The following is a 21,626-nucleotide window of genomic DNA, read 5'->3' as shown; positions in this document are numbered from 1 at the left end:
GTTCCATACATTAAAGGAGGAAACACTATGAAAAAGAAACTTGTAAGCCTGCTTCTTGCCTGTGCTCTCGTTGTTTCAGCGCTGCCCGGATGCGGCAATGCAGACACAACCGCATCTGCAGAAGCAGAAACAGCCGGCACCGACAGCGGAGCGTCCGGCACAGAATCCGCAGACAATTCTGCCGGAACCGAAGGGCAGGAAGATCTCACTTCCCTGCGCGGCAACAAAACACCCACCGAGGACGAAATCCAAAAGGTCAATACCACACTGAATGATACCTATCTCGGAGATGTTTTTGAAGAGGTAATCCCGAATGACTACTCCGCTTATCCCTATAAGGAAGATGTCACTCTGGATATCTGGATGCCCAGCAATTCTATTCTAGCTTCCGTGTGTCCCGACCTGAATGACCAGCGGGTCTTCAAACAGGTAGAAGAACTGACCGGAATCAAGCTCAATTTTATTGTCCCGACTCTGGGAGAAGAAACCACAGATTTTAATCTCATGATTGCCAGCGGTGATTTACCGGACATCATTGTAGATGCCAGCCGTTATACAGGCGGCGTTATGGCCGGAGTAAATGACGGCGCATACCTTGATCTGACAGACCTGATCGACGAATATATGCCCAATTACTCAGCCTGGAGGAATTCAGACGAAGAACGCCGGAAAACCACCGTCTCTGATGAAGGTACCATCGGTGCTGTATATGGTATTGCCCCATATAATGAATGGTGCTGGTTCGGTCTTCTGATTAAGCAGGAAGCCCTTGATAAAACCGGCCTCCCCATTCCTGAAACTGTAGATGAACTGCATGATTTCCTTGTAGCCTGTAAAGATGCCGGTTATTCCCAGCCGCTCAATTACGGTTCCTCTTATGGCCAGATTTTCACCGGAATTATTAACGGTGCCTATGGCGTCTGGGACTGGAATTTTGTAGATGAAAATGGAAAAGTTGGCTGGGGGCCTGCGCAGGAAGGAGCCAAAGAATACCTTACTACCATGCAGAACTGGTATAAAGAAGGTCTGCTCAATACCGACTGGGCCACCGCCGATTTTAATCAGAGGATGGCAGAAGCAATTTCCGACGACTGTGCAGTTATGATGGATTCCCCGGATACCATGTGGGGCTATTGGAAAGAGGACAATGATATTGATTTTGTGGCAGCTCTGAATCCTGTACTGAACAAAGGGGATAAATCTCAGCAGACCTACCGCAACTTTAAGCGTTCCGGCTCCAATGCGGCAATCACAACGCAGTGTAAAAACGTGGAGGCCGCTATGGCCTTTCTGGATTTTGCTTATACAAAAAAAGGCTGGGAAGTTTACAATTTTGGTACCTATGGGGATATACATCTGATTGATGAAAATGGCATGCCCTATTACAATCCTGACGGCCTCATGTATAACGATCCGGATAAACAGCCTCTCAGCAACCTGATTTGGAAATACCGTGTTCATGACTTTGCAGATATTCGTGATGAACATCATTCCAACCCTCTTATGGCTTCTGAGGGAAGCTATTCAGGCGACATCCGCCAGTATTGGACGGAAAATATGGATTCCTCTGTCACTATGCCTCCCGTTACTCTGACCCCGGAGGAAAGTTCACGTGAAGGGGAACTCGGTACCGTCCTTTCCACTATGCGGAACGAATATTTCTCTAAAATTATTATGGGTCAGCTCCCTGTAGACGCTTACGATGAATTTTTGGAAAAGGCCAGGCAGCAGGGTATGGATGAGTTTATCAACATATGGCAGGCAGCGCTGGATCGGTATAATGCAAGATAATAATACTTACCATTAAGCTTCTGCCGCTTTAAGCAGAGAGCACCGCGCTATATAAACCATGCACCTTCGGGTGCATGGCGGCGCTGTTAAACTGAATTTTGATGTGCCGAATATCCGCCGGTCAAAGGCTGTAACTGCTATCAGCCATACTATTTCCGGCTGCTGTTCTGCCAAGCCACAAATGAATTGGAGTCATTTATGAAAACAGTCAAAAACAACCTCTCCGGTTCCACGCGCCCCCGTTTAACCGGAGCTGTATGGAAAAGGGACTTCAGGAAAAACTATTTTGCCTATCTTCTGATCCTTCCTGTCCTTGTCTGGTATCTCGTATTCTGTTACGCTCCCATGTGGGGCATACTGATTTCCTTCAAGGACTATAAGCCGCTTCTGGGCTTTGCCGGCAGCAAATGGGTAGGACTGAAGCATTTCCGGGAATTCCTGACCGGCCCTTACTTCTTCCGTACCGTAAAAAACACTTTTATGCTGAACATATGGGGACTGGGCTTCGGTTTCACAGCTCCTATTCTTCTTTCTCTGCTGCTAAACGAAGTAAAATCCATGAAGTTCAAAAAAGTCGTCCAGACCATAACATATATGCCCCACTTTATTTCCCTTATCGTTATCTGCGGCCTGATACACATTTTTACACAGTCAGGCGGCATCCTGACCCAGCTTGTCAACTGGATTACCGGTACAGAGCATTCATCCCTTCTCGGCTATGCCCAGATGTTCCGGCCGATTTATACTTTTTCCGGCATCTGGCAGAATATTGGCTGGGACAGCATTATATACCTGTCCGCCATGAGTTCCATTGATCCCGGGCTCTATGAAGCTGCAGAAATAGACGGTGCCGGACGTCTTCGGAAAATGTGGCATATCACCCTGCCTCAAATCAGCCCGACCATCATTATATTGTTTATATTTGCTGTTGGAGGCTTGATGGCATCCGGTCATGAGAAAATAATTCTGCTGTACAATTCACTGACGTATGAAACCTCCGACGTCATAGCATCCTATATTTACAGAAGAGGACTCCAGGAAGCCAGCTACAGCTTTGCAACAGCAGTAGGCTTAATCAGTTCTGTCGTTAACTTTATCCTTCTGTGGATGACCAATAAAATTGCCGCTAAATACTCGGAAATCAGCATCTTTTAGGAGGTTTGCAAAGTGAAAACAAAAGAACAAAAGCGTTCGGTGGGTAAATGGACACCATCGAACATCCTGTTTAATATTCTGAATTATGCCTTTCTTACCTTCCTGACCATTATCTGCCTTTATCCTATGCTGCATGTTCTTTTTGCATCAGTAAGCAATCCTACGGAACTGATTGCACATCAGGGGCTGCTTCTGAAGCCAATCGGCTTTACATTAAGCGGATATCAGCTTGTGTTTAAGGATAACAGCATATTAATTGGTTTTCGGAATACTTTTGTATACGTCGGGCTGGGTACTTTGCTGAATATGGCTTTTACTATTATGGGAGCATATACTCTGTCCAGAAAGGGATTACTGTTGAAGCGTCCCATTATGATTTTTATTACCATCACTATGTTTTTCGGCGGAGGACTGATTCCCTGGTTTCTTATGATGAAAAACCTGGGGCTTTACAACAATGTCCTTGCTATGGTCCTGCCTACCGCCCTTAATACATGGAACATGATTATATTAAGGACCGGCTTCCAGTCACTTCCCTATGATTTGGAAGAGGCTGCTGTTATCGATGGAGCATCTCAGGCCAAGATACTGACTAATGTCATTCTGCCGCTGTCCAAACCGGTTCTTGCAGTTATATTCCTATATTATATGGTAGGCAACTGGAATTCCTGGTTCAATGCGATGGTGCTTCTCAAGGACAGGGATCTGTACCCTCTCCAGCTGCTATTGAAGGAAATCCTGGTAATGAACGATTCCACCATGTCTTCCGTAGGCAGTGCCGGAGGCGTTTCCATCAACAGTGTCCAGGGTGCTACCGCTTATCGTGAACTGGTAAAATATTGTGTTACGGTTATCGTAACCGCACCCATTTTATGTATCTATCCGTTCCTCCAGAAATACTTTGTCAAAGGTGTATTTGTCGGTTCAATCAAAGGTTAAAGACATACAAAAAGCCCCTGTAATAAAACAGGAAAAGTAACTGTTGCATAATTATCTGCACAGCTACCGGGAAGCATTCCAATCTTCCTCCTGTTTCTATTACAAGGGCATTATCTCAGAAATCGCCGGCCACTTTTTATCTGAACACTTTCTTACATTTTAATTATTCACATCTTCTCTTTAACTTTTCGCCATATTCTCTGACACATTCACAGGTCTGCTCAATCATTCCTTCCGTATGTGCAGCAGAGACAAACATCGCCTCAAACTGAGACGGCGCTACATATATTCCATGCTCCAGCATCCAGCTGAAATATTCAGCAAAGGCCGCCGTATCAGCAGTAAGCACACTCTTATAGTCCCGTACTTTTTCTTCTGTAAAAAAAGGAGACAGCAGAGAACCAACACGGTTTACCATAAGCCCAATGTCTCGGTATGCCTTTTCCAGCCGGGCCGCAGCTCTGTCGATCTCATTGTAAATTTCAGGATGCGCCATTAATATCTTCAAAGTTTCGATTCCGGCAGTTACCGCAATCGGATTCCCTGATAATGTGCCCGCCTGATATACACTGCCGCAGGGTGCAACGCAGGACATAACATCCCTGCGCCCGCCATAGGCAGCCAGCGGCATGCCTCCGCCTACTATTTTCCCAAAGGTAGAAAGATCCGGACGCACTCCATAATATCCCTGCGCACCATCCAGCCCCAAACGGAACCCGGTAATCACCTCGTCAAAAATAAGAAGCGAACCATTCTCATCAGCGATATCTCTCAAAAATTCCAGGAATCCATCCTCCGGAGGAACTACCCCCATATTGGCCGCAACCGGCTCCACCACTATGCAGGCAACCTCTCCACTATTCTCTTCCATCAGTCTTCGCACGGATTCCCTGTCATTATAATCCGCCAATAACGTAGCCGCTGCATAACCCGCAGGAACTCCTGCGCTATCCGGTATGGATCCGGTCATCAGTCCTGAGCCGGCTTTGACAAGCAGCCCATCCGAATGTCCATGATAGCAGCCGATAAATTTTATTATTTTTTCACGTCCGGTGAATCCCCTGGCCACACGGACAGCGCTCATAACCGCTTCCGTTCCGGAATTGACAAGTCTCATCATTTCCATGGATGGGACACACTTCTGAACCAGTTCGGCAAGCAGTACTTCTTTTTCCGTAGGTGCTCCAAATGTAAGTCCGTTTTCACACGCCTTCTGTACTGCTTCAATAACAGACGGATAAGCATGTCCCAGAATTCCCGGCCCCCAGGAACATACATAGTCCAGATAACGGTTTCCATCTGCATCGTACAAGTAGGCGCCCTTGGCTTTCTCTACAAAAAAGGGCGTCCTCCCAACACTGCGGAAAGCCCGCACCGGGCTGTTAACACCTCCAGGCATCAGCTTTGATGCACGCTCAAACAATTCCTGTGATCTTGTCACTTTTATTTCCGCCTTTCCTCTTCCAGCCATCCTGCCATATCCAAAGCATGGTAGGTGATAATAACTTTAGCCCCGGCCCGTTTCATTGCCGTAAGGTTCTCAGTCACAATGCGTCTTTCGTCAATCCAGCCGTTTGCCGCAGCCGCCTTTACCATAGAATATTCCCCGCTTACATTGTATACCGCCAGGGGCATGTCAAAGGTCAGCGCCGCTTCCTTCAATACATCCAGATAGGCCAGACCAGGTTTGACCATTACTATGTCGGCACCTTCCTCAATGTCGGAAGCGATTTCCCTGACAGCCTCCTGACCATTGGCAAAATCCATCTGGTAGCTCTTCCTGTCCCCAAAGCCTGGCGCTGAATGAGCCGCATCCCTGAACGGACCATAATAAGCAGATGCAAACTTGGCGCTGTATGCCATAATCGGAATCCCTTCAAAACCATTCAGATCCAAAGCATCCCTGATTGCTTCAACACGACCGTCCATCATATCCGAAGGCGCTATCATATCCGCTCCGGCTTCTGCAAGGCTCACAGACATCCGACATAACAACGGAAGTGTTTCGTCATTGATTATCTGCCCATCCCTGACCACGCCGCAATGGCCATGGGAGGTATATTCACACAGACATACATCAACGATGCAATAGATTTCAGGATAATTTTTCTTGATATAGGAAACAGCACGCTGGGTAATACCATCCTTTGCATAAGCCTGTGTCCCCATCTCGTCTTTACAGGCCGGTATTCCAAACAAAAGGACGCCGGAAATTCCGCTCTCCTTCACTTTGTCCATAATTTCATTCAGCCGATCTATAGAGTACTGATAAACACCCGGCATAGAGTCTACCGGATTTTTAATGTTTTCTCCCTCAATTACAAATATCGGATAAATTAAGTCCGCCGGATGCAGCCTTGTTTCCCGCATCATGGAACGTATTGTCTCATTTTTACGAAGTCTTCTGAATCTTTGCATACCCTGCTCCATTCCGCCGCCCTGATCGGCGGCAATCTTTCCTTTCTATTGTCAGGCTGACTGGCTAAACCTGACCTTTATCTAACAGAAGCTTTTACGGATTTCGACCGCCCGCTGCAGATTTCAATACACAGCGAACCAGTCCCTCTATTGTAAACTCCTCTGCAACGAGTGTATCACCTGTAGTCCGATTCTGCAATTCCATTTCTTTGAGCCTGGCTGCGCATCTTTCCCCAATACAGGCAAGCTTTACACGTTCAGGGAGCAAAACCCCCTCTTCACGCAGCCCTTCAAAAAATGTTTCAACACCGGATGCGCTGCCAAACAGCAGATAATCCGTTTCCGCCGCCATCCTGACCGCATTTTTCCGTTTCTCCGGATCAATCCTTAGGGAATATAAAGCGAAATCAGTAAATTCCCGCCCCGCTTGTAACAACCGCTCAGTCAGGGCAGGACTTCCTTTTTCCGCCCGGCACAAAAGTATACGTTCAGAGGGAGCTGTTTTCTCCGCAAGCGCAATTCCCAGGTGTTCCGCATCAAAAATCTCCGGACAAATATCCGGATAAAAACCATATTCCTCCAGCTTCTTTCCCGTCCCGGGCCCGATAACGGCAATCCTCATTCCCATAAGCGTACGCAAATCCCTTTGTTCCTGCCGCAGCTTATCAAAAAAATGCATCACACCGTTCGGACTTGTAAAACAAAGCCAGTCAAATTCAGCAAAATCCGGCAATTCCTTTTCCGTTGACACCGCCTTCAGAAAACCGCAGTCTGTTACACAGGCGCCTTTCTCCCGCAGGGCAGCCGCCAATCGGCCGGAAAAGCCTTCCGTACCCGTAACACCGATATGCAGTCCCTGCAATTCTCCTGATGAGAATGAGGGTTCTTGCGGCATAAGATCCAGCGCTGCCACTTCTCCTATCACAATAACTGCGGGAGGTTTCAGTCCGGCCTCTGCGGCTGTCTTTGCTATCGTACCCAAAGTGGCTCTGACGCTCCTCTGCCTTATGGTAGCCCCTTCCATAATTACGGCAGCCGGAGTCTCCGGACTTTTTCCTGCTTCCATCAGCTTTAATGCCAGTTCCTCCAGATGGTGCATCCCCATCAGAACCACCAGCGTTCCCTGAAGCTGTGCCAGCGCTTTGTAATCCACCTGTGTCAGCGCTTCTTTTTTTCCTTCACTGTTTATGGCTGATGCGGTAAGAATGGTCACCATTCTGCTGCACTGCCTGTGCGTAACAGGAATTCCCGCTGCTGCAGGAGCAGCAATCGCGGATGTAATACCTGGTATCTCCTCACATGGGATCCCCTCATCCTTGAGAACCAGCATTTCCTCTCCGCCTCTTCCAAATACATAAGGATCGCCGCCCTTGAGCCGCACCACATATTTTCCTTCCCTGGCCTTTTCCACAAGAAGTTCATTTATATCCTCCTGCGGCATGGCTTTTCCGCCGTAACGCTTTCCTACATTTATCTTTTCACAGCCGACAGGAGTCAGCTCCAGAAGCTCCTGTGCGGCAAGACTGTCATAAAGAACCGCGTCACACTGCCGCAGACAATTCAGACCTTTTAAGGTAAGCAGCTCCGGATCGCCGCATCCGGCGCCCACCAGGCTTACCTTCCCTGTTTTTCTATCCGCCGGCACATTATCTGCCAATTCCTTATCCTTTGTTTTTTTTTCTATTGATTTTTTTTCTATTGATTTCTTTTCTATTGTTTTTTTCCCCATTGGTTTCTTTTCCATCAGACATTCCCCCGCGCCTGGGCAGAAAGAACATCGGCCAGGGCATACCGCTCTTCCACTCCCCATTCTCCCCGGCTTTCTTTCCCTCCGTACATTACAGTGAGAAGAATCTTTTCTTTTTCTATCCCGGCCGGTTCAATTACGCTGTATGCCGCCGCAGGCTGGCTGCAGTCCGCCTGCAGCACTTCCAGTACCTTCCTTTCCGTTTCAAAGGACAGGAGTGTTTTCCTGTGGCTGAGCTTCTCCACCATTTCCCGATACTCCCAGTCCGCCCTGCCTTCTACGGCAATAATTCCCTGACACGCCGCAGGAAGAAATACTTCCGGATCAAGAGGCTGAAAAACAAAATGTTCTTTTTCCCGTTCTATAATTCCTAACCGGTCCAAACCGGCTTTAGCCAGTATAATTCCGTCATACTCTCCCTTCGCCAGTTTGGCAAGCCTCGTTTCCACGTTTCCTCGGATCAGCTTCACCTGTGCACCCGGCCACAGTTTTTCCACATACAGTCTGCGTCTGAGACTTCCAGTTCCAATGACAGGCGCCTTCGGAAGCTTATTTTTAACCTGCACCAGGACATCTCTGGCATCCGCCCGTTCCGGCACAGCCAGAATTTCAAGTCCCTCTGCCAGGCGCTGAGGCAAATCTTTAGCGCTATGTACTGCCAGATCTATCCGTTTTTCCAACAGAGCGGTTTCGAATTCAGAAACAAATAATCCCTTATCACCAATTTCACCCAGCGGTTTGTCAAGAATCTTATCTCCCCTGGTTTTTATAATTACCGTTTCCGTCTCCACTCCCGGCCAGCAGGCGCGCAGGGCCTCTGCCACAAGCGTGGTCTGCACCAGAGCAAGCTTACTTCCCCGCGTACCGATTCTTATTTTTGTCATTCCTTTTCCTCCGCCCAATATCCGCGCCGCTCCGCCAGAAGCTGATCCATATATGCTTCTACTTGTTCTTCCTTCACCTGAAATGCCTTTTCCCTGCAGAAAACAAACAGCTTTTCCAGACACGCCGCACGTTCCTTTTGATCCACAACCTCCGAAAGTACCCGTTCCCTCAGGCCTCCCAGTATTTCTATGGTATTCCCCAGTCCCTCCGGTAATTCCTTCTCCACTTTTTTTCTTATAAAAGAAGCGGCGGCTGGACATTTCCCGTCTGAAGAAATACCTACGGTAAGCGCTCCTTCCTGAACAAGCGCAGGAAAAAAGAAGGTACATTTTTCCCTGTCATCCACCACATTTACAGGTATCTGCCTTTCCCTGCACCACTGCGCCGCCCAGGCATTTACGTCTTCCCGGTCTGTTGCCGCAATAACAAAGCATGCCCCTTCCATATCCTCCCTGCAAGCTTCCCTGTATATGAGCGTAAGCTGATCCGACCCCTGCGCCAGACTCTCAATACGCCCACAGATCACCGGAGCGATGCAGATCAGGCGTGGGCCAAAGGGAAGCAGCTTTTCCACTTTCCTTGCTGCCACCTGTCCGCCTCCAAGTACAACGCCTTTTTTATCTTCAATCTCCATAAAAAACGGAAAATACCCCATCGCTCCCTCCTTCTGCCGTCAGTACCGACATCAATTCCGCCCTTCCTGCGCTTTTCCAAAGGCCTCCAGCACTGCCTGAAAGGAATCGGAATCAAGATTATCTCTCAGGAAAAAAAGTATTTTGTCCAGACCGCAGCCTGCAAAGCTTTCCTTCCATTTATTCAGCTGCCCTGCCGCTTCATGGAACGCCAGTGTCTTGTATAGCGTTTCCAGTTCTTCACTCATAAGTTCTCCGGCATCCGCAATCGCCTGCTGCTTGCGCAGGTTATTCCGGCCTGCCAGTTCCCTGAAATCATCAATAGCAATCAAACGGCAGCCCGGAAGCGCACTTATTTCCCGGTCAATGTCCGCAGGCACCGCAATATCTATAAAAAGCCGTTCACGGCCATCCTTCAGTAATTCTGCGGCCTTTCCTGCGGTAATCGTGTAATGCGGGCTTTCCGTAGAGGATATAACCACATCCGCCTGCTCCAGAAAACGGTACCTATCCCCATAATCCACCACAGTAAGATTGCTGCGTTCCCTGTCCGTTACACTGTGATTCCTTTTTGTGGCATAAACATGGATACTCCCTCTGTCAAGCAGATTTTTGAGGATGATACTTCCCATTTTCCCGCTACCGCCTATTAACAGAACCCGAAGCCCTTCTTCCCGGCCGCTCTGTGCGCCTTCTTCCCTCATTATTGCATTTTCCGTCCGAAATACTTCATTGGAAACCAAAGTTGCAATGGATACAGAGGATTTGGAGATGTCCGTTTCTGTTTTTATTTTTTTTGCACAGGCCAAAGCCCCCTGAAAAGCCGTATTCAGCTCATATCCTGTCCTGTGTTCCTCACAGGAAAAAAGATAGGCCTGCCTGACCTGACCTAAAATTTCATCCTCCCCCAGCACCATGGAATCCATACCGCAGGTAACTCTGTACAGATGCTCCAACGCCTTCTTCCCCTGAAAACGTTTTGCTATCCGGCGAAGCTCTGTCTCCTCCATACCGCTTTTCTCCGCCAGCAGCCTTTCCAATACCGGAAAAAGCGATTCTTTTCCGGTGGCATAAATCTCCGTCCGATTACAGGTTGCAAGCAGTACCGCCTGCTCAGCCTGCTCCAGAAGCTGTTTCTTTTCCTCCTGGGTAAATACGAAAATCCGGCGTATCTCCTCCGGCGCAGATTTAAAGCTGATACTGATACATTCCATTTCCTTCTCCGTTTCGCCGAATATACGGCCAAGTATTTTTTCTCAAAAAGGAGCGGAATATTCCGCCCCTTCCCAGTTTTTTCTTCAGCTCCTGTTTTAGCAGGTAGCTCCGCCCTTTAAATGCAGCTGAGCTCCGATTATTTCATCCTTCCTGGAAAGGATTTCATCTCCCAGCAGCTGGGCCTCTACTTCAGCAAAGCCGATTCTGTTTACCGTATCCGCAAAGCGTTCCCCGGTCTTTCCCTGCTCCCTGAAAAGCAGGATTGCCTTTTCCAGTACGGCCAAAACCTCTTCCTCACCTGTGAATACCTTCGACAATGCCTTGCCATGCGCAGTTTTCTTTCCCCAGCGTCCGCCGATATATACCTTATAACCATAGATACCATCGTCCACTGCCTTGAATGGACATTTTCCAACACAGCGTCCGCAGTTGTTACATTTTTCTTTGTCTATAATCAGCTTGCCGTCCACAACTCTGGCCGCTTCCATAGGACAAATATCCTCCACCTGGCATTTCCCGCATCCGCGGCAGATATCTACATTATAAGAGGGAATCCGCTGTCCTACAATACCAAAATCGTTCAAATCAGGTTTTACACAATTATTCGGGCATCCTCCGACAGCAATTTTAAATTTATGGGGCAGCTTTACCTCATGATAGCCATGGTAAAAGCGCTCATGTATTTTCTCTGACAATGAATAGGAATCCAGCTGTCCATACTGGCAGGTGGTGCCTTTGCAGGATACAACGGGACGTACCTTTGAGCCTGTTCCGCCCGTTTCCAGACCGCCTTCCGCCAGGAAATCCCGAAGCTCATCCAGCTTATCATAAGGCACTCCGACAATTTCCATGGTAAGTCTGGTAGTCATAACTACATCTCCGCTGCCGTACCTGGCTGCCGCATCCGCAATTCTTCGGTTTTCCTCTGCGGTAACTTTACCATTTCTGGTAATCACACGCACATTGAAATTATCGGTTCCTTTGTTATGCAGACACCCCAGGGCTTTCACGCGGGTGATTTCTTCCGGAGAAACCGTTACCTGTCCCGCCGCATTTCCTGTCCTGATTACATTAAAGAAGGATGAGCCTTCCAGCACCCTGGTATTGGTATAGCCATAGTGCTTCATCCTGTTCTGAAGCAGGTAGGCACGTTTGCCCTTTGCACATACAAGCAGAAGCTTTTCATCTTTTCCTAATCCCGGGATTTCTCCCCGAGGGTTGGCAAGCACCTGAGCATCAACAGCAGTCAGGTCCACATAGGTCACTCCGGGTATGGTGGGACCGGCGGGATTTACATCTATGATCCTGTAATCATCCGCCGCACCGGCCATATATTCAGCAGGCGTAAAGCTGTCCATAACACCATTCATTTTATTCAGCAGGATCTGTACCGCCGCCGTAAAGGGATGGATAGCTGTGGAGAACGGAGGTGCGTAGGCCAAATCCAGAGAGGTCATCTGCTCCAGCGTTCCTCCAAAGGTGATCGCCATGACAGCGATATCCGTCATCTTATCCACCGCTCCCGGCCCCAATACCTGAAGTCCCAGCAGTCTGCGGCTCTTCCTGTCCGCAATCAGCTTAACTGCAAAAAATGAGGAATCCGGATAATAGTGAGCCTTATCATCTGTCACTGACAGCACGGTCTCCACATCATAACCGGCCGCCTTAGCCGCTTCCTCCGTCAGGCCGGTACGTCCACCGTTCAGCCCGGGAAGCTTGACTACGCCTGTTCCCAAAACCCCGGGATAGCTTACCTCTTCACCATTTAACGCAAGCGCCAGCGTACGCCCCTCCATATTGGCGGAGGAACCCATAGGAGACCACTGCCTTGCGCCGGTCAGCCGGTTTGTCACCATAGCACAGTCCCCTGCCGCATATACATCCGGGACATTAGTGCGCAGCTTTTCGTCTACCAGAATCGTTCCCTTGAACATTTCAATTCCGGTATCCTGCAAAAATCCGGTATTAGGCCGGATGCCAATGGAAAGTATCACCATATCGGCAGGCAGATGCCCTTTATCGGTCTGAACGCCTTCTGCTTTCAGCGTTCCGGTGATTCCTTCCAGTTTAGTGGAGGTAAGCACCCTGATTCCTTTTTTGGCAAGGTGGCGCACCGCATAATCCGCCATTTCAGGATCAAAACCCGGCATAATCTGGGGCGCCATATCCATTACCGTCACGCTTACTCCCTGCGCGAGAAGGTTTTCCGCAACCTCCAGACCGATAAATCCGCCGCCTACAACCACTGCCTTTTTTACCTGATTGGCCTTCATATATTCTCTGGATTCAATTGCATCATCCGGTGTACGCATGGTAAATACTCCCGGAAGATTTACTCCTATGAACGGAGGTACTATGGAAGAAGCGCCTGAAGCAATAACGCATGCATCATATGTATAAATTTCCTCGCCGCCTGTACGTAGATTCCGGACCACCGCCTTCTTTTCTTTTACATCCAGCCTTGTTACTTCCCGCTCTGTCTGTACAAGCGCGCCTGTGAGTGCTGAAAATTTTGCCGGTGTATTAACAATAAGCTGATCCTTTCCTTCAATCAGCTCTCCGACATAATAAGGCAGACCACAGCCTGCATAAGAAATATCCTTTCCTTTGGTAACAATCGTAACTTTCGCATCCGGCATTACTCTTTTTGCCTTTGCCGCCACTTTGGTTCCGGCAGCAACTCCGCCGATAACTAGTAAATTCATGCTGATTTTCTCCCCGTTGTATCTTTTTTATGTATTCTCAGTTATGAGTTTATGCGGCGAATTATGCCATCGGTTTTCGGCCGCACTATTTTAATAATAAAGGATTGACTGGATAATGTAAAATAATATATTTATTGGTATTCATAATAATTTTTTATCAATTATCCCTGCTGTTCACTCTTTCTGCATCTTATTTAAATTGGATGTTGAATAAGGCTGTCCGGAATAGTAAACTAACGTTAGGAGTTTTAAATTACAAAATTGTACGACAGGAGAAAAAGAAAATGAAATACGATTTTACTTCAATTATTGACAGGCAGGGGAAGGATTCCATCGCCGTAGACATTATTCCGTTCCCGGATGCCAAAGTACAGGAGGGCTTTTCCAAAATCCCCATGTGGGTGGCCGATATGAATTATGCCACAGTCCCCACCATCCAGGATGCAATTATTGAGCGTACAAAGCACCCTGCCTTCGGTTATTTTGATCCAAGAGAAGAATATTATGAAAGAATTATAGAATGGCAAAACAAAAGAAATGGCGTGGAAGGCCTTACAAAAGACGCTATTGGCTATGAAAACGGCGTCCTTGGCTGCGTTTGTGCAGCCGCACAGGCATTTACGGCTCCCGGTGAAGCAGTGCTGCTCCATGCGCCCACATATGTCGGCTTTACCGGCGCCCTGGAAAGCAACGGCCGCAAAATCATCCACAGTGACCTCGTCCGTGACGAAGAAGGCATCTGGCGTATGGATTATGAAGACATGGATAAAAAGCTGAAGCAGTATCATATTCATTTTGCCGTATTCTGCTCTCCCCATAATCCCTGCGGACGTGTATGGACCCGTGAGGAAATTGAAAAAGCAATGGACGTTTATGCAAGAAATAACTGCGTTGTTGTCTCCGATGAAATATGGTCTGATTTGACCCTGGAGGGATATCAGCATATTCCAACACAATCTGTATCCGAGGATGCAAGAAACAGAACCATTGCTGTATATGCTCCTTCCAAAACCTTCAACCTTGCCGGGCTGATCGGCTCCTACCATATTATTTATAATCCATACCTGCGCGATCGGGTCAAAAAGCAATCGGAGCTGTCCCACTACAACAGCATGAATGTTCTCTCCATGCACGCCCTAATCGGCGCTTACCAGCCGGAAGGGTATGAATGGGTGGACGAACTGCGTCAGGTACTCACTGAAAATGTGGATTATGCTTACCATTATATATGTGAACATTTTAAAGGTGTCGAACTCGCCAGGCCGCAGGGAACCTATATGTTATATCTGGATTGTGAAAAATGGTGTGAAGAGCATCATAAATCCATGGATGAGCTTATCAGAGCGGGTATCAGCGTCGGCGTTATCTGGCAGGACGGACGGCCCTTTCACAGGCCTTATGCAATCCGTATAAATCTTGCAGTCCCGCATTCTCTTGTTGTGGAAGCTATGGATCGGCTGGATAAGTATGTATTTAACAAAGGCTGAGTCCCTAAAAGGCACAGGCCGGCGCATTTCTGCTGCCGGCCTGTACTGACAATCCATTTATTCTTCAATCCAAATCACATTTACGGAATGCGCTTTCAAGGCAATCTCCATTCCCATTCTGAACGCTCCGGCCTCTGATTCTTCAATCCGTACCTCTTCGTGCCCCATATCATTGTAGGATTCCGTACTGTTTCCGCTGATGGTAAACAGCTTCACGTTTCCTTTGGCAGAATGAAAATTCAAAGATAACGTAAGCGATTCTTCCGGTTCCTTATTCACAGCCGCAATCGCAAGCCCTGGCCTGTCGGACCATTTTGTTGCCACAATATCCAGAGCATCAACCGAAAGCTCACGGCCATCCTTGGCTTTTACTTTCATGGACGGCGTTTCCTTCGACCAGGTATCCAGGACAATATCTCCCAGATAGTTCACATACAAATCAAACACATGATAAGTTGAACGAAGGACAATACCCTCAGGACAGGTATATATACAGCCTCTGGTATTTACCACCGGAGCAAAATTAGCCATTCCCACAATATCGCAGTTCCGGTTCAGTTCATTTAAGAAACAGGCTGTAAATACGGCATCCGCCATGGTATATTTCGTATTATCATCGTTTTTATCCCTGGGATACAGATATTCTTCCCTGGTTACCCCCTGTTTGATGGTATGGACATTTGGGTGATACCAGCCTCTTAAGTTCCACTCATCAAAAGCGATCTTAATCTTCTTATCCAGCTTCATCGCCGTCAACAGGCCGCGGACCTCATCAATGGAATGTCCGAGCCGGTCCGTGTAAGCCATTACCTGTTCATAATTGGCATAATCGTTCGTCTGATGGATACCGTCCCAGTATTCATGAATGGAAATCCAATCCAGAAATTCACCGCAGTTTTCAAGAAGCTCAATATTCCAGTGAATATCAGTCAAAGCCGCTGCCGTCAGTTCGGTAGTGGGATCTACATGCTTGATCATTTTTGCAGCTTCTTTTACAAGCCTTCCCCATTCGGAAGCTGTTTTCGCACCGATTTCCCAGAAACCGTAATTCTCGTTGCCGATACTCCAGTATTTAACCTTATGAGGCTGCTCATAGCCGTTTTCAATACGCCATTTCGCATATTTCCCCTCATTTTCCAGATTGCAGTACTCCACCCAGTCGCTCATTTCCTCTGCGGTGCCCGTGCCTGCATTTGTACAAATGTAAGGTTCACAGCCTGTTTTCCGGCACAGCTTTATGTATTCATCCGTACCGAAGGAGTTCGGATCCTCCACACGCCAGGCTTTGTCAAAAAAAGGCTGCCTTTCTTTTCCCACCGCGTCCTTCCAGTGGTAGGAGGATACAAAACAGCCTCCCGGCCAGCGCAGAATGGGCATTTTAATCCGCCGCATTGCCTCCAGCACATCTGTCCTGAAGCCATCTTCATCCGCGAACGGAGACTGGGGATCATAGACACCGCCGTAAATCTGGCGATGGAAATGTTCAATAAACTGTCCGTAAAGCATGGGGCTTCGCCGGCCTATTTCACGGTCGGGATTCAGAAATACCTTCATAAAATTCTCTCCTTCCTGCTGTGTGCGTCAGCCCGGCATCCGATTTTCCAGTGAGGACGAAATGTCTCTCCGCAACAGTTCCAGCGCCTTATCCAGGTCTTTATCCTGCAGCGCCCTGTAAATTCCCACATGCGGCTCTTCATCAAAGCAGTCATCCATACTCTGCTTTTTATTCCAGGAAAACTGGGCATAAATCCTTTTCTGGATGCCAAGGCTTTCCTTCAGGAATTTCATCAGAAGCTGATTGTCCGCATAGGATGCCAGAAGCAAATGGAATTGTTCATTATCCTCCCAAACCCTCCATACATCCACAGGCTCCAGCTGCATCCGCGCCGTATTATCTATATGGGCCTTGATATCAGGCAGATGATACTGGATAATATTGTCGAAACCGGCCTTCAGGGCTTCCGTTTCCAAAATACAGCGTAGCTTCGTAATATCTCTGGCGTCCTTTTCCTTCATTTTTACTACCACGTAGCCGTAGCGGGGAACATTGCGCAGCACTCCTTCGCTGCACAATTTAATCAGCGCCTCCCTTACCGGCGCCTTGCTGACGCCAAACAGCTCAACGAGCCTCTTTTCATTCAGCACCTGCTCCTCTTCCGACGCATTTTTAATAATGAGTTCAAGAATTTCATCATGGATTTTTTCGGATAAAAGTTCTTTCTTCTCCGTTGTAAAATTTATGTCTTCTGCCAGCTGCATAGTCATCTTCCTTTCCTTATATTAATCATATCAGTAATATTTCTAACATTATCATATCTGCTTTTTCATAATTTTTCAAGTTCTTTCAACAATTTTTCTGCGGAATTAAGCATATATGATGGCCGCAGCTAACCAACCGGAGAAGAAGCAGCGGCAGAAGCCCTGGTTGGAAATGCCTGTAGCTTATATGCTGCACCAGCATAAAAATTGCCGGCTCTCCTGAAATGGAATGCCGGCAGCTGTAATAAGATATATTTTTTCAGCTGTGATAGAACCGAACAGCTACATAGTACCAGTGTAATGGATTTCGATGGGAGAATTTCGATGAGCAATCTTCCATGAGGGATTATCCATGAACGGTTTTCTGCTGGAATCACTGGCTGGATATTATGTGCCTCAAATGGCGCCGTCTGCTCCTGGGGTTGCGTCAGTTTTCTCCAAACGCCTCCTGCTGATTTCCAGGTACTCCTCCCTCATCTCCAGCCCGATGAATTTTCTGCCCAGCCTTTTGGCTGCCACTCCTGTGGTTCCGGAGCCGCAGAAGGGATCCATAACAAGCATTCCTTCCGCCGTGGATGCGAGCACAATTCTTTCAAGCAGGTATTCAGGCTTCTGGGTGGGATGCTTTCCTTCTTTTTTTTCCGTGGATTTGGTCAGGCTCCCGGTCCAGACATCCTTCATCTGCTTGCCGCCGTTTACCTCCTTCATCAGCTCATAATTGAAAAGGTGATGGGATTTCCGATCCGCCTTCTGCGCCCAGAGAATGGTTTCCGTGGAATGAGTGAAGCAGCGGCAGGCCAGATTCGGCGGCGGATTGGTTTTCTGCCAGGTGATGTTGTTGATGATTTTATAACCCTCCTGCTCCAGGGCCATGCCGATGGAATAAATATTATGGAGCGTTCCTGAAATCCAGATGGTACCGTCCGGCTTCAGCACCTTTTTGCACAGGCGCAGCCACCTGCGGTTAAAGGCATGCTTGGAGCCGCAGTCCATTCCCTGATCCCATTCCCCCTTATTCACCGAAACCATTTTCCCGCCCTGACAGGTAACACCGTCGTTGCTTAAAAAATACGGGGGATCAGCAAAAATCATATCCACGCTTTCCGGTTCCATTTTCAGCAGCAGCCGGAAGCTGTCTCCCAGATAGAGCTGTTCATTTTCTGTTTCATAATATGGCTTTTGCCTGGTATGCAGTAATTTTTCCATGTACCTGTCCTAATAGTTTGTTATAATAATCTCTTCTCCCACACGTTTGCTTGCATCGGAGTTGATGTTGCGTTTCACCTGTACCACTTCCTTTGTAAATCCCTCGTACAATTCATTGATAAAAACCGTGTTGTGATTCGTCAGCATGCAGCTGCAGCCTCTTTCCGTAAGTTCACGGAACAGCCGGGCCAGCCTTTCATGGCTCTCCACGTCAAAACCTTCCTTGGTATAGGATTCAAAGGAGGATGGATTCAGCGGCGCATAGGGACTGTCAAAGAACACAAAATCCCCCTGCTCTGCATCCCTGCAGGACTCCTCAAAATCTCCCTGTAAAATCGTGACATTCTGCAGGTATTCTGAAACCTCCCGTATATTTTCCGGGCTGCAGGATTTCGCCTTGCTGTTATTGAAGGGGACGTTGAACAGGCCTTTTTCATTGACACGGTAAAGGCCGTTAAAGCAGTGTTTGTTTATATAGAGAAACAGGGCGGCAAGCTCCACATCATATTCACCCTTCATCATTTTTTCATTATATGCGGCCCTCTTTGCGTAATAAAAAACCTTCCGGTCCGTCTCCGCTTCCCCGTCCAGCTGTTCCACCGCATCAATTATGGCTTCAGGGCTTAGCTTAATCTGTCTGTATAAATTCACAAGAGAACCGTTGATATCATTAATGACAGCACATTCAGGGCAAAGAGCGAACAAAACCGCTCCTCCCCCTACAAAAGGCTCATAATAGGTATGATAATTTTCTGGCAGCCTTGCGCTGATCTGCGGCAGCAGCTGCCGTTTACCGCCCGCCCATTTGATGAACGGCGCGATGGGTGATATATTCATGCTGTATTCCTTCGCTTCTCCTGCGTACCTTCTGTTTTCCGGCGCGTTCCGGGCAGATGCCGTTTGCGCGCCTTTTTATTATAGAAGAAAGCCGGAAAAATAACAACCCAAATCATAACGTTTGCTTCATCGTTTGCTTCCGCTCCCAAGTCATAGCATATGCTACATCGTTTGCTTGGATGTTTGCTTCCTGTAACGGTTCGCTGTAATGGTTCACTGTAACGGTTCAGGCAATGGAACGGTTACCGCCTCTTCCTTATGTGTATTCTTTGGGTTTCTTCCATATCGCTTCACAGCCTGCGCAGCCGTTCCATCCAGTAAAAATAGCTGCATGCCAGAATTAAATCAGCTCCTATCCAGGCACAGACCTCTCCATAAAAAACTCCCGACTGCCCGATCAGCGGCGGCAGCAGCAGGGCGCAGCCGGTACGCATCACCAGCTGGGCAATGCTGGATACCATAGGCAGCACCGAATTTCCCAGCCCCTGGATACAGGAACGGATTATATATAAAATGTAAAGTAGAGGGAAAAACAGGGCCAGCACCTGAAGAAAGTGATATCCGATTTCCATCGCCGCCGCTGCCGCCGCACCGTCCCCGGTCAGGAAACAGCCAAGAACCGGCCTGCCGAAAAGGATCATAACTGCCGACATAATAAGCGCTGTCGCCGTCCCGATGAGGCCGGCTGCCTTAAGACCCCTGCCGATTCTGTCAAATCTGGCGGCTCCCAGATTCTGTCCCGCATAAGTGGACATGGCATATCCGTAGGAGGAGGCCGCAATCTCCAGCAGCCCGTACAGCTTATTGGCAGCCGTATAGCCTGCGATGAAAACAACACCAAAGCCATTGATAACTGACTGGACAATTAATCCGCCCAATGCCGTTATCATATTCTGAAGCCCCATGGGAAGTCCCAGTTTCAGCTGTTCCTTCAGCATAGTGCGGTCAGGCCGGCATGTTTCCTGTTTCAGGGAAAGCAGGCTTTGCTCTCCGGAGAGCAGACCGCTTCCCTGCAGCTTTATAAAGCAAAAGAGGGCCGCAAGGACCTGAGACAGCACCGTTGCAAAGGCTGCACCGGGGATTCCCAGATGAAATCCAAATACGAAAAGAATGTCCAGCACTATATTGCAGAAGGAGGAAACGGTCATCGCCTGCAGTGGTGTTTTGCTGTTTCCCACCGCACGTAGTATGGCAGCGAGAAGATTATAGGCAAAGGCTACCGGCAGGCTTCCATAAAGAATCCTCAGGTAGCCAAGAGACAGTCCCATGATTTCCTCAGGCGTATGCAGCAGCACCAGAACAGGCCTGAGCATCAGCTGCCCCAGTACAGTAAACGCAGCCGCCATCCCCAATGACAGAAACATGGCACCTGACACCGCTTTTTTCATGCCCTCTTCATCATTTGCCCCAAAACGTTGGGCTATTACAACAGAAAAGCCCTGTACCACTCCCTGTACAAGCCCGAACATAAGGAAGGTCAGCCATTCCGAAGCTCCCAGTGCGGCAAGGGCGCCGACTCCCAGCGCCTGTCCCACCACCATGGTGTCTACAAAGGTATAAAACTGTTGAAATACGTTTCCCAGCATCAAAGGAAGGGCGAACTGAAGTATCAGCCGGGCCGGCGGGCCGGAAGTCATATCTCTGGTCTGCATTGTTTTTCTCCATGTGATTCTGATTATTCATTGTCTTCTGACAGTTTATCATATCCAGGGGGGATTGCCCAGACTATTTTCTTGTACCAGGTAACTAAGAGCGTAATCCAAAGCTAATTCCAATAATATGTAAAAAGGGCGTACGGTGATGATCCGTACGCCCGGGGGCAGGATAAGCTTAAGTATTTGCTTTATCCGATTTTCTTTTCTGTGTGGCCTATATGTTCCGGCTCAAGCATTGTATCTTTCTCAATTGCTTTAATGGCATTTACCTTCGGTGTCGAACTTCCATCTACAAATTCCAGGCTCAGCCATTTTCCCACCATTTTTTTAGCCAGTTCCTTTCCAATTACACGCTCTCCCATACACATGACTGAGCAATTATTACTGAGAACCGATCTTTCCGTGGAAAAGATGTCATGACATACGGCTGCTCTGATTCCGGGAAACTTGTTTGCGGATATTGCCATTCCGATACCTGTGCCGCAGATCAGGATACCCCTGTCCTGATAACCACTGTCCATTATCTTTTCGCATACCCGCCTGGCAATCTCCGGATAAACCGTAGGATCCTCCTGCGAATCACACCCCATATCTTCATAGGGAACCCTGTTTTTATCAAGAAATTCCTTCACAACTTCCTTTAATTCAACCGCTGCATTATCACAGCCGATAATGACTTTAAAGCTTTTCATTTC

Annotated in this window: 17 protein-coding genes; 4 read left to right on the top strand and 13 right to left on the bottom strand. The window is 48.0% G+C overall.

Annotated elements, in window-relative coordinates; genetic code table 11:
• Nucleotides 1-27 precede the first annotated feature (27 nt).
• The 3 genes from HMPREF1548_RS28265 to HMPREF1548_RS28255 all read left to right on the top strand — a co-directional run bounded on the left by HMPREF1548_RS28265 (nucleotide 28) and on the right by HMPREF1548_RS28255 (nucleotide 3,885).
• Complete coding sequence (locus HMPREF1548_RS28265; protein ID WP_035324379.1) at nucleotides 28-1,791, top strand: extracellular solute-binding protein; 1,764 nt, start codon at nucleotides 28-30, stop codon at nucleotides 1,789-1,791.
• Between the two features lie 198 nt (nucleotides 1,792-1,989).
• A complete protein-coding gene (locus HMPREF1548_RS28260; protein WP_021640323.1) occupies nucleotides 1,990-2,946 on the top strand; it encodes an ABC transporter permease in 957 nt (318 codons plus the stop codon).
• A gap of 12 nt (nucleotides 2,947-2,958) precedes the next feature.
• Nucleotides 2,959-3,885 (top strand): carbohydrate ABC transporter permease, encoded by a 927-nt coding sequence (locus HMPREF1548_RS28255; RefSeq protein ID WP_021640322.1) that lies wholly within the window; start codon nucleotides 2,959-2,961, stop codon nucleotides 3,883-3,885.
• A gap of 163 nt (nucleotides 3,886-4,048) precedes the next feature.
• Here the strand turns inward: HMPREF1548_RS28255 and hemL are convergent, their stop codons facing one another.
• The 7 genes from hemL to HMPREF1548_RS28220 all read right to left on the bottom strand — a co-directional run bounded on the left by hemL (nucleotide 4,049) and on the right by HMPREF1548_RS28220 (nucleotide 13,487).
• Complete coding sequence (hemL, locus tag HMPREF1548_RS28250) at nucleotides 4,049-5,356, bottom strand: glutamate-1-semialdehyde 2,1-aminomutase (protein ID WP_021640320.1); 1,308 nt, start codon at nucleotides 5,354-5,356, stop codon at nucleotides 4,049-4,051.
• The gene (gene hemB / locus HMPREF1548_RS28245) at nucleotides 5,329-6,303 is read right to left on the bottom strand and encodes a porphobilinogen synthase (RefSeq protein WP_025487495.1); all 975 of its coding nucleotides are present in this window, start codon (nucleotides 6,301-6,303) and stop codon (nucleotides 5,329-5,331) included. Before hemB ends, hemL begins: the two co-directional genes overlap by 28 nt.
• Nucleotides 6,304-6,397: 94 nt before the next feature.
• Nucleotides 6,398-8,047, bottom strand: a complete 1,650-nt coding sequence (cobA, locus tag HMPREF1548_RS28240) for a uroporphyrinogen-III C-methyltransferase (RefSeq protein WP_021640318.1) — start codon at nucleotides 8,045-8,047, stop codon at nucleotides 6,398-6,400.
• Entirely contained in the window at nucleotides 8,047-8,934 is an 888-nt protein-coding gene (gene hemC / locus HMPREF1548_RS28235) for a hydroxymethylbilane synthase (RefSeq protein ID WP_021640317.1), read from the bottom strand. The genes cobA and hemC overlap by 1 nt, the downstream gene beginning before the upstream one ends.
• Nucleotides 8,931-9,590 (bottom strand): precorrin-2 dehydrogenase/sirohydrochlorin ferrochelatase family protein, encoded by a 660-nt coding sequence (locus tag HMPREF1548_RS28230; protein WP_021640316.1) that lies wholly within the window; start codon nucleotides 9,588-9,590, stop codon nucleotides 8,931-8,933. The genes hemC and HMPREF1548_RS28230 overlap by 4 nt, the downstream gene beginning before the upstream one ends.
• A gap of 30 nt (nucleotides 9,591-9,620) precedes the next feature.
• Entirely contained in the window at nucleotides 9,621-10,781 is a 1,161-nt protein-coding gene (hemA, locus tag HMPREF1548_RS28225; protein ID WP_021640315.1) for a glutamyl-tRNA reductase, read from the bottom strand.
• Between the two features lie 96 nt (nucleotides 10,782-10,877).
• Entirely contained in the window at nucleotides 10,878-13,487 is a 2,610-nt protein-coding gene (locus HMPREF1548_RS28220) for an FAD-dependent oxidoreductase (RefSeq protein WP_021640314.1), read from the bottom strand.
• 284 nt (nucleotides 13,488-13,771) lie between these two features.
• On the opposite strand from HMPREF1548_RS28220, the gene HMPREF1548_RS28215 reads away from it, so the two are divergent.
• On the top strand, nucleotides 13,772-14,974 hold the full coding sequence (locus tag HMPREF1548_RS28215; protein WP_035324378.1) for a MalY/PatB family protein: 1,203 nt from the start codon (nucleotides 13,772-13,774) through the stop codon (nucleotides 14,972-14,974).
• A gap of 57 nt (nucleotides 14,975-15,031) precedes the next feature.
• Here HMPREF1548_RS28215 and HMPREF1548_RS28210 read toward each other — a convergent pair whose 3' ends face one another.
• From HMPREF1548_RS28210 to rpiB, 6 genes are all read right to left on the bottom strand, one after another.
• Nucleotides 15,032-16,528 (bottom strand): alpha-L-arabinofuranosidase C-terminal domain-containing protein, encoded by a 1,497-nt coding sequence (locus HMPREF1548_RS28210; RefSeq protein ID WP_021640312.1) that lies wholly within the window; start codon nucleotides 16,526-16,528, stop codon nucleotides 15,032-15,034.
• Between the two features lie 27 nt (nucleotides 16,529-16,555).
• Entirely contained in the window at nucleotides 16,556-17,233 is a 678-nt protein-coding gene (locus HMPREF1548_RS28205) for a GntR family transcriptional regulator (RefSeq protein WP_025487502.1), read from the bottom strand.
• A gap of 396 nt (nucleotides 17,234-17,629) precedes the next feature.
• Nucleotides 17,630-18,439: a DNA-methyltransferase gene (locus HMPREF1548_RS28200; RefSeq protein ID WP_021640310.1), complete on the bottom strand. Its 810-nt coding sequence runs from the start codon at nucleotides 18,437-18,439 to the stop codon at nucleotides 17,630-17,632.
• A gap of 9 nt (nucleotides 18,440-18,448) precedes the next feature.
• Nucleotides 18,449-19,276: a DNA adenine methylase gene (locus tag HMPREF1548_RS28195; protein WP_021640309.1), complete on the bottom strand. Its 828-nt coding sequence runs from the start codon at nucleotides 19,274-19,276 to the stop codon at nucleotides 18,449-18,451.
• A 290-nt stretch (nucleotides 19,277-19,566) separates the two neighbouring features.
• Nucleotides 19,567-20,928, bottom strand: coding sequence for an MATE family efflux transporter (locus HMPREF1548_RS28190; RefSeq protein WP_021640307.1), 1,362 nt, complete (start codon nucleotides 20,926-20,928; stop codon nucleotides 19,567-19,569).
• Between the two features lie 191 nt (nucleotides 20,929-21,119).
• Nucleotides 21,120-21,623 carry a ribose 5-phosphate isomerase B gene (gene rpiB, locus HMPREF1548_RS28185; RefSeq protein ID WP_051358502.1) on the bottom strand — a complete coding sequence of 168 codons (504 nt, stop codon included), beginning with the start codon at nucleotides 21,621-21,623 and terminating at the stop codon, nucleotides 21,120-21,122.
• Between the last annotated feature and the right edge of the window lie 3 nt (nucleotides 21,624-21,626).

It is taken from the genome of Clostridium sp. KLE 1755, assembly GCF_000466465.2.
GTDB lineage: Bacteria > Bacillota > Clostridia > Lachnospirales > Lachnospiraceae > Eisenbergiella > Eisenbergiella porci.
This window is presented reverse-complemented; position numbering and strand designations above follow the sequence as displayed.

Excerpts from the sequence above, each read along its gene's own strand:
- HMPREF1548_RS28215 (WP_035324378.1), top strand. The coding sequence starts at position 13,772 with ATGAAATACGATTTTACTTCAATTATTGACAGGCAGGGGAAGGATTCC.
- HMPREF1548_RS28195 (WP_021640309.1), bottom strand. The coding sequence starts at position 19,276 with ATGAATATATCACCCATCGCGCCGTTCATCAAATGGGCGGGCGGTAAA.
- HMPREF1548_RS28190 (WP_021640307.1), bottom strand. The coding sequence starts at position 20,928 with ATGCAGACCAGAGATATGACTTCCGGCCCGCCGGCCCGGCTGATACTT.
- hemL (WP_021640320.1), bottom strand. The coding sequence starts at position 5,356 with ATGGCTGGAAGAGGAAAGGCGGAAATAAAAGTGACAAGATCACAGGAA.
- cobA (WP_021640318.1), bottom strand. The coding sequence starts at position 8,047 with ATGGAAAAGAAACCAATGGGGAAAAAAACAATAGAAAAGAAATCAATA.
- HMPREF1548_RS28260 (WP_021640323.1), top strand. The coding sequence starts at position 1,990 with ATGAAAACAGTCAAAAACAACCTCTCCGGTTCCACGCGCCCCCGTTTA.
- HMPREF1548_RS28200 (WP_021640310.1), bottom strand. The coding sequence starts at position 18,439 with ATGGAAAAATTACTGCATACCAGGCAAAAGCCATATTATGAAACAGAA.
- hemA (WP_021640315.1), bottom strand. The coding sequence starts at position 10,781 with ATGGAATGTATCAGTATCAGCTTTAAATCTGCGCCGGAGGAGATACGC.
- hemC (WP_021640317.1), bottom strand. The coding sequence starts at position 8,934 with ATGACAAAAATAAGAATCGGTACGCGGGGAAGTAAGCTTGCTCTGGTG.
- HMPREF1548_RS28230 (WP_021640316.1), bottom strand. The coding sequence starts at position 9,590 with ATGGGGTATTTTCCGTTTTTTATGGAGATTGAAGATAAAAAAGGCGTT.
- HMPREF1548_RS28205 (WP_025487502.1), bottom strand. The coding sequence starts at position 17,233 with ATGCAGCTGGCAGAAGACATAAATTTTACAACGGAGAAGAAAGAACTT.
- HMPREF1548_RS28220 (WP_021640314.1), bottom strand. The coding sequence starts at position 13,487 with ATGAATTTACTAGTTATCGGCGGAGTTGCTGCCGGAACCAAAGTGGCG.
- rpiB (WP_051358502.1), bottom strand. The coding sequence starts at position 21,623 with ATGAAAAGCTTTAAAGTCATTATCGGCTGTGATAATGCAGCGGTTGAA.
- HMPREF1548_RS28210 (WP_021640312.1), bottom strand. The coding sequence starts at position 16,528 with ATGAAGGTATTTCTGAATCCCGACCGTGAAATAGGCCGGCGAAGCCCC.
- hemB (WP_025487495.1), bottom strand. The coding sequence starts at position 6,303 with ATGCAAAGATTCAGAAGACTTCGTAAAAATGAGACAATACGTTCCATG.
- HMPREF1548_RS28265 (WP_035324379.1), top strand. The coding sequence starts at position 28 with ATGAAAAAGAAACTTGTAAGCCTGCTTCTTGCCTGTGCTCTCGTTGTT.